Source organism: Devosia neptuniae, assembly GCF_025452235.1.
GTDB lineage: Bacteria > Pseudomonadota > Alphaproteobacteria > Rhizobiales > Devosiaceae > Devosia.
In genome coordinates this window covers 1,438,702-1,453,526 of sequence record NZ_CP104965.1, presented here as the reverse complement: position 1 = coordinate 1,453,526, position 14,825 = coordinate 1,438,702, and the positions used below count along the sequence as shown (strand labels likewise).

Sequence of the window (14,825 nt, the reverse complement as noted above, 5' to 3'; positions counted from 1 at the left end):
CAAGAGATTGCAATCGTCAGCCCCCTTCGCCCGGATCGGAACACGCGGTAGCCCGCTGGCACTGGCACAGGCGCGGCTGGTGCGGAAGTTGTTGTCAGAGGCGCATGGCGTACCCGAGGATGACATCGCCATTCAGGTGATTTCTACCGGCGGTGACCGCAGCCAGGCGAGCAATGCCAGCCTGATCGAAATCGGCGGCAAGGGCCTGTTCACCAAGGAAATCGACGAGGCCATGCTGGCTGGCGTGGTCGATATCGGGGTGCATTCCTCCAAGGATGTGGCCACAAGCCTGCCCGAGGGCATTGCGCTGGCGGCTTTCCTTGAGCGCGAGGATGTGCGGGACGCCTTTATGTCGGTGAGGGTGCAGAGTCTCGATCATCTGCCCAAAAATGCGAAATTCGGCACCTCCTCCATCCGCCGGGCCGCGCAGGTTTTGCGCCAGCGGCCTGATCTCGAAATCGTGCCGTTCCGTGGCAATGTCGGCACGCGGCTGCAAAAGCTGCTCGATGGCGTGGCCGACGCGACCATGCTGGCGGTGGCCGGGCTCAATCGACTGGGCGAGGGGCATCGGGCGACGGCTTTACTCGATCCCGAAATCTTCATGCCGGCACCAGCCCAGGGGGCTATCGGCATTGCCGTGCGTCCGGACGACACGCGGATAGCTGATCTCGTCGCCGTGCTCGATCATGCCCCGACCCATACGGCGATCTCTGCCGAACGGGCCATGCTGGCCGTGCTGGACGGCTCCTGCCGCACGCCGGTAGGCGCGCTGAGCCGGCTTGAGGGCGGCACTTTGACGCTGAAGGGGCAGATATTGAGCCTTGATGGCAAAACTGCTTTTGACAGCGCTGCGACCGGGACCGATCCTTTGGCGCTGGGCAAACAGGTCGGTGACGATCTGATCGCCCAGGCCGGCACCGAATGGCTGGCGCAATGGGCTGCTACATGACGGCAATGCTGGTCACCCGCCCGGAACCGGATGCGCAATCGAGCGTGCTCAAACTTTCAGCTTTGGGGATTGAGGCTGTTGCGGCCCCGGTCATGGTGCGCCAGACGCTCGACAGCAGCGTGCCGCCACCGGAGGGCTTTGCCGCCATGGTGCTGACCAGCGCCAATGGCGTGCGTTCGCTGGCCGATCGGGGGCTGGTCGAACAATATCGGCATTTGCCGGTTTTCGCCGTAGGCGACCGGACGGCGTTTGAAGCGCGCGAACATGGCTTTGCCGAGGTGACCAGTGCCGAAGGCGCCTTTGCCGATCTGGTCAATCTGATTGCCCGGGCGCGGTTGAGCGGGCCGGTCTTCTATCCGGCGGGCAAGCATCAGAGCGGCGATCTGGGCAAGGCGCTGGCGCCGTTTGGAGTGATGGTGGCCACGGCGCGGCTTTATGAAATGGTGGCGCTGGATAGCCTGCCGGAAGAGGCTTTGACTGGCCTTGTCGATGGTTCCATTGGCGCCGTGCTGGTCTATTCGCGCCGCACTGCCGAGATTTTTGCCCGGCTGGCTGGCCGGCTCGACCGGGGCCGGCGCAGCGCCATTGCCATGCTCGCCATGTCGGAAGCGGTGGCCGAGCCCTTGCTGGAAAATCACTTCAATCGCATTAGCCTGGCCGACCGGCCCGATGAAGATGGCATGATGACGCTCGCACTGGCTTTTGCCCGCGAGCAAACTGGGCCATGATCGGCACCAAGAACCAAGGAGTCCGCGCATGGCCGACCCAAAGGGCAACGACCCCAAAGCGACCCAAGGCAAAGCAGCCGACAATCCGGCTGTAGCCAAGCCCGAACCGGCGAAATCCGGCCCGGTCCGGCCGCCTGTGCTCGATTTGCAGGCGCGCGAGACCGGGGCTGGTGCCAAAAAGCCCGAGCCGCCGCGCGAGGCTGCCGACAAGCCGGCTGCCGAGAGTGTTCGCGAGACGCCCAAACCGAGCGCCAGTGCTCCGCCGCCGCCTCGTGCCAGCTCACCCGTGTTGCCCGCCATCGCTGGCGGCGTCCTCGGTCTTGCTGCCGCCTATGGTCTGGCCTGGTTCGGCCTGTGGCCAACCACGCCTGCCCCGGCGCCTGCTGCCGATCCGCGGCTGGCCCAATTTGCCAGCGCTATTCCCGAACTCGAAACGGTGACCAATACGACCCAATCGGAATTGGCGACGCTGACGCGGCGTGTGGCCGGGCTCGAAAGCAATGGACCGGCAAGCTCCAGCGCCGAACCGGTCGATCTCGCCCCGATCCAGACCGAGATTTCAGCCCTGACCCAGCGCATCGACACTTTGGCAAATGCCCCTGCTGCGCCCGGCGATACGGCAGCTGTGGAGGGGCTACGCACCGAATTGGCGGGCCTGACGACGCGGCTTGATGAACTGGGTGCCCGGCTGGGCAGCGCCGAGGCCAATCTGCGCAATCTCGACACCACGGTGAGCCAGACCACGGCCACCCTGGCGGGACAACCCGCCGATATCGGCGCGGTGCTGCAATTGCCACTGATTCTATCGGGCTTCGAATCAGCCTTTTCGACCGGCCGGCCTTATGAAACCGAATTGGCCGCCCTGCGCGCTGCCGTGCCGGATGCAGCGATCCCGACCAGCATTGCCAATGCGGCAGCGAGCGGCCTGCCACGCCCTGACGTCATCGCGCAGCGCTTTGCCGATGTGCTGCCGGCAATCCTGGCGGGACGGCCTGCCGATCCGGCTGCCGGCTGGCAGGATGGCGCGGTGGACTGGTTCCGCTCGGCCATTGCCCTGCGACCGACCGGCGAGATGGAGGGCGATTCGCCCGATGCCATTGCCTCGCGGCTCGAAGGGGCGATTGCACGACGGGATTTTGCCGGTGCAAAGATCCTGTTCGATAGTCTGCCCGCGCCCATGTTGAGCGCGGCGGGCGATGTTCCGGCTCTGGTGGCAACGCAGGCGGAAGCGGCCGGTTTCCTTGAACAATTGCGCGCCCAGGCGCTGGCCGGCGAGGTTCGCCCATGATCCGGCTCGCCTCCTGGATCATCGGCAGCCTGGTCGTCGCGGCGCTGGCCGCCTGGATGATCGCCCTGCCGGGCACCTTGACGCTGGAAGTAGCCAATTATCGCATGCAGCCCCGGCTGGGCGCGGCCATTGTCATGTTCCTCATCGTGGCGCTGGTCATCATTTTCGTCTGGTCGCTGATCCGCCGCGTGTTGACGGCGCCGCGCGCCATGGCCCGCCGCAATCGCGAAAAGCGCCGGGAACAGGGTGTCGAAGCCCTGTCCGACGCCATTGTTGCGCTGCAGGCCGGCGACCCGGCCCGTGCCCGTGCGCTGGCGCGCGAGGCACAATCCCGCCTGCCGGCCAATGCGGCAGCGCGCCTGCTCGAGGCCCGCGCCGATCTTGCTTTGGGCGATATGTCGGCGGCCCGCGAGCATTATCGCGCCCTGATCGCCAGCGAGAAAACCGCCGTGGCCGCACTGACCGGTCTTTACGACCAGGCCCGCGCGCAGCATCGCCCCGAGGCCGCGCTGACCTTTGCGCGCAAGGCGCTGACATTGGCGCCGGCCAGCGGCTGGGCGGCTGAAGCGGTGTTCGACGACCTGACCAGGCGCGGCCAATGGGCCGAGGCCGTCGCCATGGTCAATGCTGAAGCCGTCAGTAGCCGCGAGGCGCGCGCCGCCAAGCGCCGCCGCCAGGCCGTGATCGAAACTGCCCGCGCCCGCGAAGCCGAGACCAGTGCGCCGCTTTCGGCGCTCGACCATGCACTGACCGCGCTCAAGCTGCTGCCCGATTTCGTGCCGGCGGCCCTGATCGCCGCGCGCATCCACATCAATCGCGGCGAGACGCGCAAGGCGATGAGCCTGTTGCGGCGCATCTGGCGCTCCACCGGCCACCCCGATATCGCCGCACTCTATGCTCATGCCCAGCCCGGCGCCTCGGCGATCGACCGGCTCAAGCGGCTGGGCGAAATCATCGAGACGCCGCCGCCGCATCGTGCCGCCGGCATGGCATTGGCTCGTGCGGCGATCGATGCCTATGACTGGCCGCTGGCGCGCAAGGCGCTGGAACCCTTTGTCGGGGCCGATGCCACCCAGGGTGTCGCCAGCCTCATGGCCGAAATCGAGGAAGGCCAATCGGGCGACCAAGGCAAGTCCCGCGAATGGCTGGCCCGGGCGGTGCGGGCGCCGCGTGATCCGGCCTGGACGGCCGATGGCCTCGTGAGCGATGAATGGGAGCCCATCTCGCCGGTCACCGGACGGCTCGATGCCTTTGAATGGAAGGTGCCCGTGGCACTGACCGGGCGGGCCGTGCAACCGGCCGCGCCAGCCGGTTTGCAATTGCCTGGTGCCGACCCCGCCTTGCCTCTTGCACCGGCAGAAAACCCAACGTAAAAGACCCAGCGTTCCGCTGCGGCGGACGGGCCGCTTTAGCTCAGTTGGTAGAGCACATCATTCGTAATGATGGGGTCAGGTGTTCGAGTCACCTAAGCGGCACCATAATTCTCTCTTTCATCACGGGCCGGGCGCTGTCCTCTCTTGCAGAGGCCATTGCGACATGCCGACCCAAAGGACAGCGCAGATGACCGAAAAGACCCCCCTGCCGACCAAGCTCATCGTGCTGCTGGCCTTCGACAAGGGTGAAGATGGCGAGCTGTTTCCCGCCTTTGAAGCGCGCGAAATGCGCGACGAATCCACCGCTATGCGCACCGGCCGCGATCTTGCCGGCAAGCATGCCGGGGTGATTGCCTGGTCGCGCTCGGCCGATCTGGTCAATGGCGAATTCGGCGATCCCGTCGTGCTGTTTCAGCATGGCGATGTGCCGGACATGGACTGATATTTTCGCCAGCCTAGCCGTGCCGGCGATTGGCCTGAACTAAGCGCCGCGGTGCATTGAGCCGTCCGATCAACTCGGCAATGTCGCGCGCCGGTAGCGGACGGCTGAAGAAATAGCCCTGCACCTGCTGCACCTTTGTGTGTTCGAGCACCATATCGAGCTGGGCTTCGGTCTCGACGCCCTCGGCCACGACGATCAGGTCGAGATCGCGTCCCAACCGCGCCACATTGGCCAGCAGCTGCAGCGATTTTTCATCGCTCGCGATATCGGCCACGAAGGAGCGGTCGATCTTGAGCTTGGTGAAAGGCAGCGCATGCAGATAGCTCAGCGACGAATAGCCGGTGCCGAAATCATCAAGCGCAATCGCCACGCCCTTGGCCGCCAGCGCGGTCAGCAGGCGCTTGGCGATGTCATGCTCTTCGATCACCGCCGTTTCGGTAACCTCGATCTCAAGCCGTGACGGCGCCAGCCCGCAGCGCGCCAGCGCCTCTTCGATCACGGCCATCAGGTCGACGCCGCGGAAATCGCGCGCCGAAATATTGACCGCGACGCTCACCGCCCCCGGCCAGGCACTGCACTGCGCGATCGCCGTGCCGATCACCCATTCGGTAATCTGGGAAATCAGCCCCATTTCTTCGGCCAGTGGAATAAAGGTTGAGGGCGCGACAAGGCCCAGTTCGGGGTGATCCCAGCGCGCCAGCGCTTCGCAGGCCACCACCTTGCGGGTGGCGATATCGACCAGCGGCTGGAAGGTCAGGGTCAATCCGCCATGCTGCACCGCCTCGCGCAGATCGGCCTTGAGCCGCTGGCGGTAATGATAGTCGATATCCATCTGCGCGTGGAAAATCTGGCTCCTGGCCTTGCCATCGCCCTTGGCCGAATAGAGCGCCAGATCGGCCTTGGTCATCAGATCGTCGAGCCCATCATCGGCATTGCCGCTGGTGACCAGGCCAATGCTGACATTGGCCTGCAGCACCATGCCATCGAGCTCGAATGGGGTCGCAAAGGCTTCGAGCAATGCCTGGGCGTCGCTATTGGCCTGCGCCGTATCGGCAATAGCGCCGCGATAGACGACGAATTCATCACCCCCCAGCCGCGCCAGGATGGCGTCCACCGGCACGGTAGCGCGCAGCCTTTGCGCGACCTGCCGCAGCAGGTGATCGCCCACAATATGGCCGAACGTGTCGTTGACATGCTTGAAGTCATCGACATCGATGATCATCAACGCCCCCACCCCGCCATCCAGGCTCGAGCGGCGGCTCGCGATATGTTCGGCGGCCAATTCGCCGAAATAGGTGCGGTTGGGCAGCCCGGTCAGCGCATCATGGCGCGCCATGAAATGGATGCGCTCCTCGGAACTGACGCGGGAGCTGATATCTTCGAGCAGCAGCACGCAGCGCTCCAGCCGGGCGCTGACCGTAACCTCATAATAGAGCCCCGCGGGCAGGCTGAGCAGCACCTTGCCCGATTGCCGCCTGGTGATCAGGTCGAGCAGACGATCCACCGCCATGCGGGGCAAATGGCCATTTGCACCCATGTCAGTCAGCGTGGCGGCGAAGGAATTACCCATCAGCTTGGGCGCGCCAAGCCGGGCAAACAGCCGGACGGCCCGCTCATTGACCACGCAGACCACGCCAGCCTCGTCCAGCATGCACAGCCCGTGTTCGAGCGTGCTCATGGCCATGTCGAGTTCGGCTGCCAGCCGGGACGCTTCGATCCGCCCATGCACGGCGCTGAGCAGGATGGCGCGAATGTCGCCCGCCAGCTTGCGAAAGCTCGACAGCATCACGCCCAGCAGCCCAGCCAGCACGATATAATAGCCGCCGCCATGCAGCGCATAGCCGGCCGCCAGCGGCACGGTGACCAGCACCAATTGAATGGTCACCAGCCGGTCGAGCCCGAAATTGCGCGCGCAAATGCCCACCATTGCCGCAATCGAGAGCGCGGCGCTGGCCATGGCGGCAAACGGATCCCGCACCACGGCCATCGAAACAAAGCACCAGATGCCATAGACCAGCGCCAATAGCCCGCCGCTGAGCACAGCCCGGTTTTCCCAATATTCGGCCGCGGCCGCATCGTCGCTGTCAATGGAAGCCCGCCAGAAGGCCCGCATATCGGCATAGCGGAACAGCCCGATGCTGACGAAGGCGAGGGTGACCAGGGCCAGGGCGGGCGAGCTGGCGCTGTGGGCGGTGAGGGCGGCGGCGAGGGCAGCCGTAAAGGTGCCCAAAAGCATCGCCCGCCTGTCGCCATAGACGGAGCGGATGATGGACACGTAATCGAGCGCCGGCATCGATTTTCGGGCCGAGGTAAGCACCTGCTATCCCCATATGTCGGGCCGATATGAGGCGCCTGAGGCATTAAGATCGCCTTGCCGGCGCCTTATGGGGATCTGGCGCCGCTTACTTTCCGTTGAGAAAGGTGAACAAGGCTTTAACGAATGTGGCCAGGCCATCGCCTTGGAAGTGTCGCTTTGGCCTTTTAAACTGATGGCAATAACGGGAAAGAGGAGTAGGGACATGGTCGAAAAGCTGGTGGGCAAGGCGCGCGAGGATGGCCTCAAAACGCTCAATGGCTGGGTCTATGACGATGCCGCCGGGGCGATCAGCCACGCCTTCAAGTTCAAGGATTTTTCCGAGGCCTTCGCCTTCATGACCCGCGCGGCCCTTGCCGCCGAGAAGGCCGGCCACCACCCCGATTGGTCCAATAGCTATAATAGCGTCACCATCACGCTTTCGACCCACGACGCCGGCGGGCTGACGGAGAAGGATATCGCTTTGGCCCAGACCATCGACAAGATCATGGCTTAGGGTCGTTAGACATTCAGGTTTATGATAGCGGGAGAGCCCCGATCCGGTTCCCCCCTTGTGGGGATTGAGGCAGATTGTGGCTCCCGAAATTGGTTCGATTCCCCTTCCGCTAATGGAAATTCCGTCCGCCCGGTAGCGCGGCATAAGCCTCGCGCCGGGCTTTTTCGATCTCGAGCAGGGCTTGCCGGTCGCGCCCCGGTGGGGAGCCGGATCGAGCCTCGTCACCATGCGCCAGCATGCGGGTGCCGATATCCTGGCCGTGCGAGAGATCGAGCAAATGGCTGGTCATATCGGTCAATTGCTCGGCAATGATGTGGATGACCAGCCCTTCGCGCTGCAATTGGCCGCGCACCGCCAGCATGCGGGCGCCCAGAATGGTCTTGCGGTTGGCTTCGAACACCTTTGGCCAGATCACCACATTGGCAATGCCGGTCTCGTCCTCGAGCGTGGCAAAGATCACTCCGCTCGCCGTGCCCGGCCGCTGGCGCACCAGCACCAGCCCCGCCACCTCGATCCGGCTACCGGGTTTGATGTCCTTGAGCTGGTCGGACCGCGTGGTGCGGCGGGCATCCAGAATTGGCCGGATGAATTGCAGCGGATGCCCCTTGAGGGAAAATGACAGCGTCGAATAATCATGGATGACCTCCTCGCCCGGCAGCATTTTGGGCAGGTCGGCCTCGATATCCCGCGCCGTCTCAACCCGCCCCGCCGCTTCGAACAGCGGCAGCGTATCGGCGCCATGCGTGCCGATCAGCCCCTTGACCGCCCAAAGCGCCTCCCGCCGCGGCAAACCAAGCGAAGCAAAGGCATCGGCCCGCGCGAGTTTTTCGAGGGCGGCGATGGGAATCTGGGTGCGCAGCCATAGATCGCGGACGGAATCATAGCCAGCGCCCCGGCGGGCAACGATGAGGTTGATATCGGCCTCCGCTAGGCCAATCGCATGGGTAAGGCCCAGCCGAATGGCTTTGGTCGAGTGGATGTCGTCCCGCATATCGGCATGCTGTGGCCATAGATGGTCCTTGGCAGGGTGGCTGCCATCTTCCAGCACGCATTCGAGATCGGACAGGTTCACATCGACCGGGCGGACCTCCACCCCATGTTCGATGGCATCGCGGATGATCTGGCTGGGTGCGTAAAATCCCATGGGTTGGCTATTGAGCAGGGCAGTCGCGAAGACATCGGGATAATGGCATTTGAGCCAGCAGGAGGCATAGACCAGCAGCGCGAACGAGGCCGCATGGCTCTCAGGGAAACCGTATTCCGCAAAGCCCTTGATCTGGGCGAAGCAGCGCTGGGCAAATTCGAGGGGATAGCGATTGCCGGTCATACCGTCGAGGAAGCGCTTCTCGAAAATCTCGATCTTGCCGGTTCGCCGCCAAGCCGCCATAGCGCGTCGCAGCTGGTCGGCCTCTCCTGCCGAGAAACCGGCCCCGACAATGGCCATCTGCATGGCCTGTTCCTGAAACAGGGGTATGCCTTTCGTGCGCTCCAGCACTTCATCCAGCTGGTCGCCCGGCTTGGGTGACCACGGCTCGGTGCCATCGCGGCGCTTGAGATAGGGATGCACCATGCCGCCCTGGATCGGGCCAGGCCGGACAATGGCGACCTCGATGACGAGATCGTAGAATTCAACCGGCCTGAGCCGGGGCAGCATCGACATCTGCGCCCGGCTTTCGATCTGGAACACCCCAATCGTATCGGCGCGGTGCGTCATGGCGTAGACACGATCCTTGGAAAACGGGCCCCGGCCTTTTTCCTCGGCCAGCAATTGGGTGAGCTCGATGTCCTGCTGGTAATGCACCTTCATCAGCTCGAAGCCGCGCCGCAGGCAGGAGAGCATGCCCAAAGCCAGCACATCGACCTTGAGAATGGCCAAAGCGTCGATATCGTCCTTGTTCCATTCGATGATATTGCGGCTTTCCATGGCCGATTTGCCGATGGGAACCAGGCTTTCCAGCGAATCCCTCGTGATGACGAAACCGCCGACATGCTGGCTCAGATGGCGCGGAAAGCCGCGCAGCACTTTGACCACTTCGAACATCTGCGCCAGCACCGGATCGTCCGGATTGAGCCCGATGGCCGTGACCCCGGCCAGATCGAGACTGGAGCCCCAGCCCCAATGGAGCTGGTTAAAGGCGTTGATCGTGTCGTCGGAGACGCCAAACACTTTGGCCGTTTCGCGAATGGCGCTTTTGGAGCGATAGGAGATGACATTGGCCGTCAGGCCGGTGCGCTTGCCGCCATATTTTTGGTAGACATATTGCATCACCTCCTCGCGCCGCTCGTGCTCGAAATCGACATCGATATCGGGCGGCTCGTCGCGCTCGGTGGAGATGAAGCGGCCAAACACCAGATTGGCATCTTCCGGATTGACCGCGGTGATCTCGAGGCAGAAACAAACCGTGGAATTGGCCGCCGATCCGCGCCCTTGGCACATGATCTTGCGCTGGTAGCGGGCATACATGACGATGTCATGCACGGTCAGGAAATAGGCGGCATAGCCCTTATAGGCGATGAGGCAAAGTTCGGTCCAGATCGAGCGTTTGAGCTTGTCCGACAGTCCGTTGGGATAGCGCTTCTCCGCTCCCGCCCAGGTCAGCCGCTCCAATGTCTGTTGCGCGGTTTCGCCATCGCCAATGGTTTCTTCGGGGTAATTGTATTTGAGCTGATCGAGCGAAAAATCGATGTGGGCGATGAAGCGCTGCGTTTCAGTGATGGCATTGGAATGTTCAGCAAAGAGGCGGGCCATTTCCTGGGCCGGCTTGAGATGCCGCTCGGCATTGGCGGCCAGGTGCCAGCCGGCGGTTTCGAGGGTCAGATGTTCGCGGATGCAGGTCACCACATCCTGCACCATGCGCCGGTCTGGCTGGTGGTAGCGCACGTCATTGCTGGCCAGCATGGGCGCGCCATGGCGCTTGCCGAGCTCGTTGATGCGGTTAAGCCGTGCCCGGTCATGACCATCGAAACGCACCGAACCGGCAACCCAGATGCGGCCACGCGCCAGCGTGGTCAGCTGTTCCAGCACCTGTTCGGTACGCCCCCAATCATTCTCATCGGGGATGAGGATGAAAAGCTGGCCCTGCGCGTAATTTTCCGTCGGCCCCTGTTCAATGGCCGAGCCGGGGCCGCCGGAGCCGAACAGATCGGCGAAATAGAGTATTGGCTTGCCCTTTTCGCCGCGTTGATTGGCCACGGTCAGCAGCTTGCAGAGCCGGCCATAGGCGAGCCGATTGCTGGGATAGGCGATGATATCGGGCGTGCCATCGGCAAAGCAGAGCCGCACGCCGACCAGATAGCGGAACTCGGGATGGGTGTCCTTGAGATCGCGGGCCACGACATAGCCACGCACCACCCCGGCAAAGCTGTTGCGATCGGTCAGGCCAAACCCGGTATGCCCCAGATGGATGGCGGCGTTCACCAGTTCTTCGGGGTGGGAGCCGCTATGGAGGAAGGAGAAATTGCTGGTCGAGACCAGTTCGGCAAAGGCGGCAGGCTTCGGTCGGGCGCGGGGACGGGGCCGCTCGGTTTGCGGCAGTTGGACGATCTGGCTCATGAGAAAATCCCATGCAGATACCAGCCAATTTTGCTCTGGGTCGGATCGAGCCCTTGCCGGTAAATCCAGAAGCGGTGGCCGTCGGCATCCTCGGCGACATAATAATCGCGCGTCACCGCATCAGGAGCAAACAGCGCGAGGTCGGGAATATAGGGCTTCTGCTCACCCTTTTTGGGCACGTCCTGCGGCACCAATTGCAACCGCTGGCCGCTGCGCCACCATTCGGCGCCCAGCCGTTCGGGGCCGGAGGCCTTGATCAGCTTGTAGCTGACCCGCCGCCAGATCATGGAGGCGGGCAGGCCATCGGGCACTTCGGCATTGATGAGAATGGCTTCGGGCGCCGGCAGCAGGCGCAGCGGCCGGACGATATCGGGCCGGGGGTCAGTTTCACTTTTGCCATGGGCAATGGCCGGTACAAGGCGCGCGGCGCGTTCGGGAATGTGACTGGCCTGAAATTGCGTGCGCAGCACCGCCATGGGTCCCAGCCGGCTGCTCATCCGGTCATGCAGCTGGTCGAGATCCTCGGTCACATCGCGCTGGGTAAAGACCCCCAATTGCGCCGCATCGAGCTCGCCCACCGAGCTTACCGCCAGCCGGATCATGTCGATGCCAAAGCCGGCATCATAGGCGCCTTCCAGCCGTTCCGAACGGTTGGTGAAGAGCTTGGTAATGTGTTCGGGGTCGCGGCTGAGCCGGGCCGAATTGACCGAGAGGGTCATCACCTGATGATCGACGCGATAGAGGAAAAGATGAAAGGCCTGCCCGCCCAGCCCTTCGGTTTCAAGGCGAATGGCCAATTGGATGGCCAGGTCATGGGCGGTCATCAGCACATCGTCCATCAACCCGATCGGGTCGGCGAAACGGCGTTCGGCATAGCGCTCGGCCGGGGGCAGGCGCGGCGTCATGCGCTCTTCGATCTGCCCACAAGCCTGATCGAGCCGCAGCAACAGGCTTGCCCCGAACCTGGCCTGTAGCGGCTTGCGCTCGCGGGTCCGCAATTGGCCGATACTCTTGAGCCCCATCTGGGTGAGCCCGGCAATCTGGGCCGCGTCGAGCCGCAGGGCGGCGGCAGGCAGGGTATCGAGCACAGAATCGAGATCGGGGGGTTCCACCACCTGGCTGCGGGCAAAATGGCTGACGGCCCAGGCCGCCCCGATGGTGGGCGCAATGGCGCCGGAGACGGCATAGCCAAGTTCGCGCAGCCGGGTCAGCAGCATGCGCAGCATGGCCCGCTCGCCGCCAAACAGATGGGCGACCCCGGTAATGTCGAGCACCAGATCGCCATAGGAAGTGACATCGCTCATCACCGCGACCAGCGGGCTGGCATTGGAATGCCAATCGGCAAAATCGGCGAAGGCGGCTTCAAGCAGGGGTCGGTCGAGTTCAAGAACCGTGAGGCCCGGCACCATGGCGCGGGCATCGGCCAGGTTTTGCCCCACGCTCAGCCCCGCCCGGCCGGCTGCGGCATCAATGACGGCAAGCCGCAGGCCGCCCTTGATGCGCTCATACAGCGCCATTGGGCCGGCGAGCTTGCTGTCACGCCGTTTCAGATAATCCGTGGGCCAGGTGGGCAGGAACAGCACGAGGAAGCGGCGCGTCGGCAGCATGCCGGTTTGCAGCCCCATTTGCAGCGTTAAGCGTTGTGAATCCATTTTGCGTCCAGCCTAGAAGCCATTCGGTTTGCTGGGTGAGCAGCACCCCCTTCTCCAATTGCACCCGCCAGCGCAGCGGGCCGGGGGCAAGATGATCGAAGCGTTTGCGGGCGCTGAGCATGGGGGTGAGAAGCCAGCGCAGATGCGCCGCGCTGGCCTCTCTTCCTGTGCCGTAGCGCAGAAGCAGAAACGAGGTGCCCGCACTGGCCGCCCGCATACTCAGGCGGCGGCTGGCGGTGAAGTCGAGGATTTTGGGGTGGTCGGCGATATCGGCGATGACGGCGGCGACGGCCTTGCAGGCCAGGGCCTCCTCGGCGGCCCAGAGCAGTTCCACCATAGTGGTGGGGCGCACCAGGATCAGGGAAGCGGGATCAAAGCCGAAATTGGCGAGGCCCGGCCCATAGGGCAGGCCCATTTCCTGGGCATGTTTGCTCAATTGCAGATAGATGACGGCGAGGCGTTTTTCGCTGAGCAGGCTTTTGGCCTGGGCCAGGGCAAAGCCGAGCGCGGCGCCGCTATTGCGCCGCTCATCGGTGAAAATCTCCTGCAGCAATCCACCCGCCAGGCGCGGAAACCCTTCGCCCGGCTCGGCGGCCAGCATGGTGCGCCGATCGGCCAGCACCGGTTTGCGCTCGATATCGGCAATAGTGTCGCGCAGCGCGGCAAGGCGCTGTTGTCGATCAGGCAAGCTCATGGAGCCGACCTTTCTGTTGTGAACAAAACAGGAACAATTAGACTCCGTTTGGCGGCAGAGTCGAGTCCTTTTTGTTGGAATGGGCTGTGGCGGGACTGCATCAATGCCGGTCAAGACCGCGTGACCCGGACGCCCCGGCCATTGAGAGAATCCCAAGGCCTGCTATCTGTTTGGGGCCTGCCTTCCGGCGCGCACCCGTTTTATCGCCGCGCCCCCAGAGGAGGCCATGCCATGTTCGAGGCCATTACCCGCCTGTTCAACAAGCCGGAAAACGCGCTTTCCGATCACGATCCCAAGCTGGCCGTCGCGGCTTTGCTGGTGCATCTGGCCTCGGTCGATGGGCAGGCCAATGAAGCGGAACGCCGGGCGATCAAGGGCGCGCTGATGGATTATTATAGCCTGGATGAAGCCGCGGTGGACCAGTTGATGGAACAGGCCGCCTTGCGCGATGCCGAGGCCGTCGATTTCTATAAATTCACCTCGGCCCTGTCTTCGCTCGAAGCCGAAGACCGCATCGAGATCATCCGCATGATGTGGATGGTGGTGTTTGCCGACAGCAAGAATCACGAACTGGAAGACAACATGGTCTGGCGCGTCGCCGAATTGATCGGCGTCTCGAGCCGCGACCGCACCATATTGCGCAACCAGATCGGCAAGGCCGAACAGGCCTAGCCTACCAGGCCTTGAATTCCCCGATCGTCTCGATTTCGTCCTTGGCGCAATCGAATGTGCCGGATGTGTCGGCGGCCTCGCGTGCCAGCTCATTGGCATTGTCATTGGCCAGGGCATCGATATAGGCGATGTGGCAGCTATTGCCCTCGGCAAGCTGGGTCACCACCAGCACCTGGCCCTTGTTTTCCCCGCTTTCGGGATCGGCCGTGTGATAGCGCACGATCGTAGCAATCGGCAGCCAGCGGCCGGAGGCATTGGACAGGCGCCATTCCAGCTTTGGCCCCAGTTCGTTGAACGGCCCGAGGGTTTGGCCGCGCGGTTCCTTGTCGATATTGAAGCCATAGCGAATGGAAAAGCGCAGATCGCCCTCGCTGACCAGCATGGGATAGCCCTTGTAGCCGGGGCAGGACCATTGGGTGCCGAAATCGTCGGAATCGAGCACCAGGCATTGGTTGAGATCCAGATCGGTATAGGCGCTGTTGAAGGCGGCATGAGCAGGCGCCGCGAGGAGCAATGGCAGGCAGGCGCCCAGCAAAATCGGCTTCATGGCATTTTCCTTCCGGGGTCAAGTTTTTGCCGCGAGCAACGGGAACAAACAGGATGCAGCCAAACTGGCTTGCTTTTGCGGCCCGTTCTAGGCAACAAAAGCCCCAATTTCGTCCCC

Annotated in this window: 12 protein-coding genes and 1 tRNA gene; 8 read left to right on the top strand and 5 right to left on the bottom strand. The window is 63.4% G+C overall.

Features of this window, described 5'->3' with window-relative positions:
- The first annotated feature begins 7 nt into the window (after positions 1 to 7).
- From hemC to N8A98_RS09860, 6 genes are all read left to right on the top strand, one after another.
- Entirely contained in the window at positions 8 to 949 is a 942-nt protein-coding gene (gene hemC, locus N8A98_RS09885) for a hydroxymethylbilane synthase (protein WP_262171027.1), read from the top strand.
- Complete coding sequence (locus tag N8A98_RS09880; RefSeq protein ID WP_262171026.1) at positions 922 to 1,677, top strand: uroporphyrinogen-III synthase; 756 nt, start codon at positions 922 to 924, stop codon at positions 1,675 to 1,677. Before hemC ends, N8A98_RS09880 begins: the two co-directional genes overlap by 28 nt.
- A 28-nt stretch (positions 1,678 to 1,705) precedes the next feature.
- On the top strand, positions 1,706 to 2,965 hold the full coding sequence (locus N8A98_RS09875) for a COG4223 family protein (RefSeq protein ID WP_262171024.1): 1,260 nt from the start codon (positions 1,706 to 1,708) through the stop codon (positions 2,963 to 2,965).
- Entirely contained in the window at positions 2,962 to 4,338 is a 1,377-nt protein-coding gene (locus N8A98_RS09870; protein ID WP_262171023.1) for a heme biosynthesis protein HemY, read from the top strand. The genes N8A98_RS09875 and N8A98_RS09870 overlap by 4 nt, the downstream gene beginning before the upstream one ends.
- A 29-nt stretch (positions 4,339 to 4,367) precedes the next feature.
- Positions 4,368 to 4,443, top strand: a tRNA-Thr gene (locus N8A98_RS09865).
- 82 nt (positions 4,444 to 4,525) lie between these two features.
- Positions 4,526 to 4,780, top strand: a complete 255-nt coding sequence (locus tag N8A98_RS09860; RefSeq protein WP_113123436.1) for a hypothetical protein — start codon at positions 4,526 to 4,528, stop codon at positions 4,778 to 4,780.
- Positions 4,781 to 4,793: 13 nt separating this feature from the next.
- Here the strand turns inward: N8A98_RS09860 and N8A98_RS09855 are convergent, their stop codons facing one another.
- Positions 4,794 to 7,073, bottom strand: coding sequence for a putative bifunctional diguanylate cyclase/phosphodiesterase (locus tag N8A98_RS09855; RefSeq protein WP_262171020.1), 2,280 nt, complete (start codon positions 7,071 to 7,073; stop codon positions 4,794 to 4,796).
- Positions 7,074 to 7,299: 226 nt separating this feature from the next.
- Between N8A98_RS09855 and N8A98_RS09850 the strand changes: the two genes are divergently transcribed.
- Positions 7,300 to 7,590, top strand: a complete 291-nt coding sequence (locus tag N8A98_RS09850; RefSeq protein ID WP_262171019.1) for a 4a-hydroxytetrahydrobiopterin dehydratase — start codon at positions 7,300 to 7,302, stop codon at positions 7,588 to 7,590.
- A gap of 109 nt (positions 7,591 to 7,699) precedes the next feature.
- Here the strand turns inward: N8A98_RS09850 and N8A98_RS09845 are convergent, their stop codons facing one another.
- From N8A98_RS09845 to N8A98_RS09835, 3 genes are read right to left on the bottom strand one after another with little or no spacing between them, the layout of a single operon-like run.
- Entirely contained in the window at positions 7,700 to 11,143 is a 3,444-nt protein-coding gene (locus N8A98_RS09845) for an error-prone DNA polymerase (RefSeq protein ID WP_262171018.1), read from the bottom strand.
- Positions 11,140 to 12,795 (bottom strand): Y-family DNA polymerase, encoded by a 1,656-nt coding sequence (locus tag N8A98_RS09840; RefSeq protein WP_262171016.1) that lies wholly within the window; start codon positions 12,793 to 12,795, stop codon positions 11,140 to 11,142. Before N8A98_RS09840 ends, N8A98_RS09845 begins: the two co-directional genes overlap by 4 nt.
- On the bottom strand, positions 12,680 to 13,489 hold the full coding sequence (locus N8A98_RS09835) for an ImuA family protein (protein WP_262171015.1): 810 nt from the start codon (positions 13,487 to 13,489) through the stop codon (positions 12,680 to 12,682). The genes N8A98_RS09840 and N8A98_RS09835 overlap by 116 nt, the downstream gene beginning before the upstream one ends.
- A 231-nt stretch (positions 13,490 to 13,720) precedes the next feature.
- Between N8A98_RS09835 and N8A98_RS09830 the strand changes: the two genes are divergently transcribed.
- On the top strand, positions 13,721 to 14,161 hold the full coding sequence (locus tag N8A98_RS09830; RefSeq protein WP_262171013.1) for a tellurite resistance TerB family protein: 441 nt from the start codon (positions 13,721 to 13,723) through the stop codon (positions 14,159 to 14,161).
- Between the two features lies 1 nt (position 14,162).
- Here the strand turns inward: N8A98_RS09830 and N8A98_RS09825 are convergent, their stop codons facing one another.
- Positions 14,163 to 14,708 carry a hypothetical protein gene (locus tag N8A98_RS09825; RefSeq protein WP_262171011.1) on the bottom strand — a complete coding sequence of 182 codons (546 nt, stop codon included), beginning with the start codon at positions 14,706 to 14,708 and terminating at the stop codon, positions 14,163 to 14,165.
- Positions 14,709 to 14,825 lie beyond the last annotated feature (117 nt).

Coding starts and splice junctions, on each gene's coding strand:
- N8A98_RS09880 (WP_262171026.1), top strand. CDS start 922: ATGGCTGGCGCAATGGGCTGCTACATGACGGCAATGCTGGTCACCCGC.
- N8A98_RS09875 (WP_262171024.1), top strand. CDS start 1,706: ATGGCCGACCCAAAGGGCAACGACCCCAAAGCGACCCAAGGCAAAGCA.
- N8A98_RS09870 (WP_262171023.1), top strand. CDS start 2,962: ATGATCCGGCTCGCCTCCTGGATCATCGGCAGCCTGGTCGTCGCGGCG.
- N8A98_RS09860 (WP_113123436.1), top strand. CDS start 4,526: ATGACCGAAAAGACCCCCCTGCCGACCAAGCTCATCGTGCTGCTGGCC.
- N8A98_RS09855 (WP_262171020.1), bottom strand. CDS start 7,073: ATGCCGGCGCTCGATTACGTGTCCATCATCCGCTCCGTCTATGGCGAC.
- N8A98_RS09850 (WP_262171019.1), top strand. CDS start 7,300: ATGGTCGAAAAGCTGGTGGGCAAGGCGCGCGAGGATGGCCTCAAAACG.
- N8A98_RS09845 (WP_262171018.1), bottom strand. CDS start 11,143: ATGAGCCAGATCGTCCAACTGCCGCAAACCGAGCGGCCCCGTCCCCGC.
- N8A98_RS09840 (WP_262171016.1), bottom strand. CDS start 12,795: ATGGATTCACAACGCTTAACGCTGCAAATGGGGCTGCAAACCGGCATG.
- N8A98_RS09835 (WP_262171015.1), bottom strand. CDS start 13,489: ATGAGCTTGCCTGATCGACAACAGCGCCTTGCCGCGCTGCGCGACACT.
- N8A98_RS09830 (WP_262171013.1), top strand. CDS start 13,721: ATGTTCGAGGCCATTACCCGCCTGTTCAACAAGCCGGAAAACGCGCTT.
- N8A98_RS09825 (WP_262171011.1), bottom strand. CDS start 14,708: ATGAAGCCGATTTTGCTGGGCGCCTGCCTGCCATTGCTCCTCGCGGCG.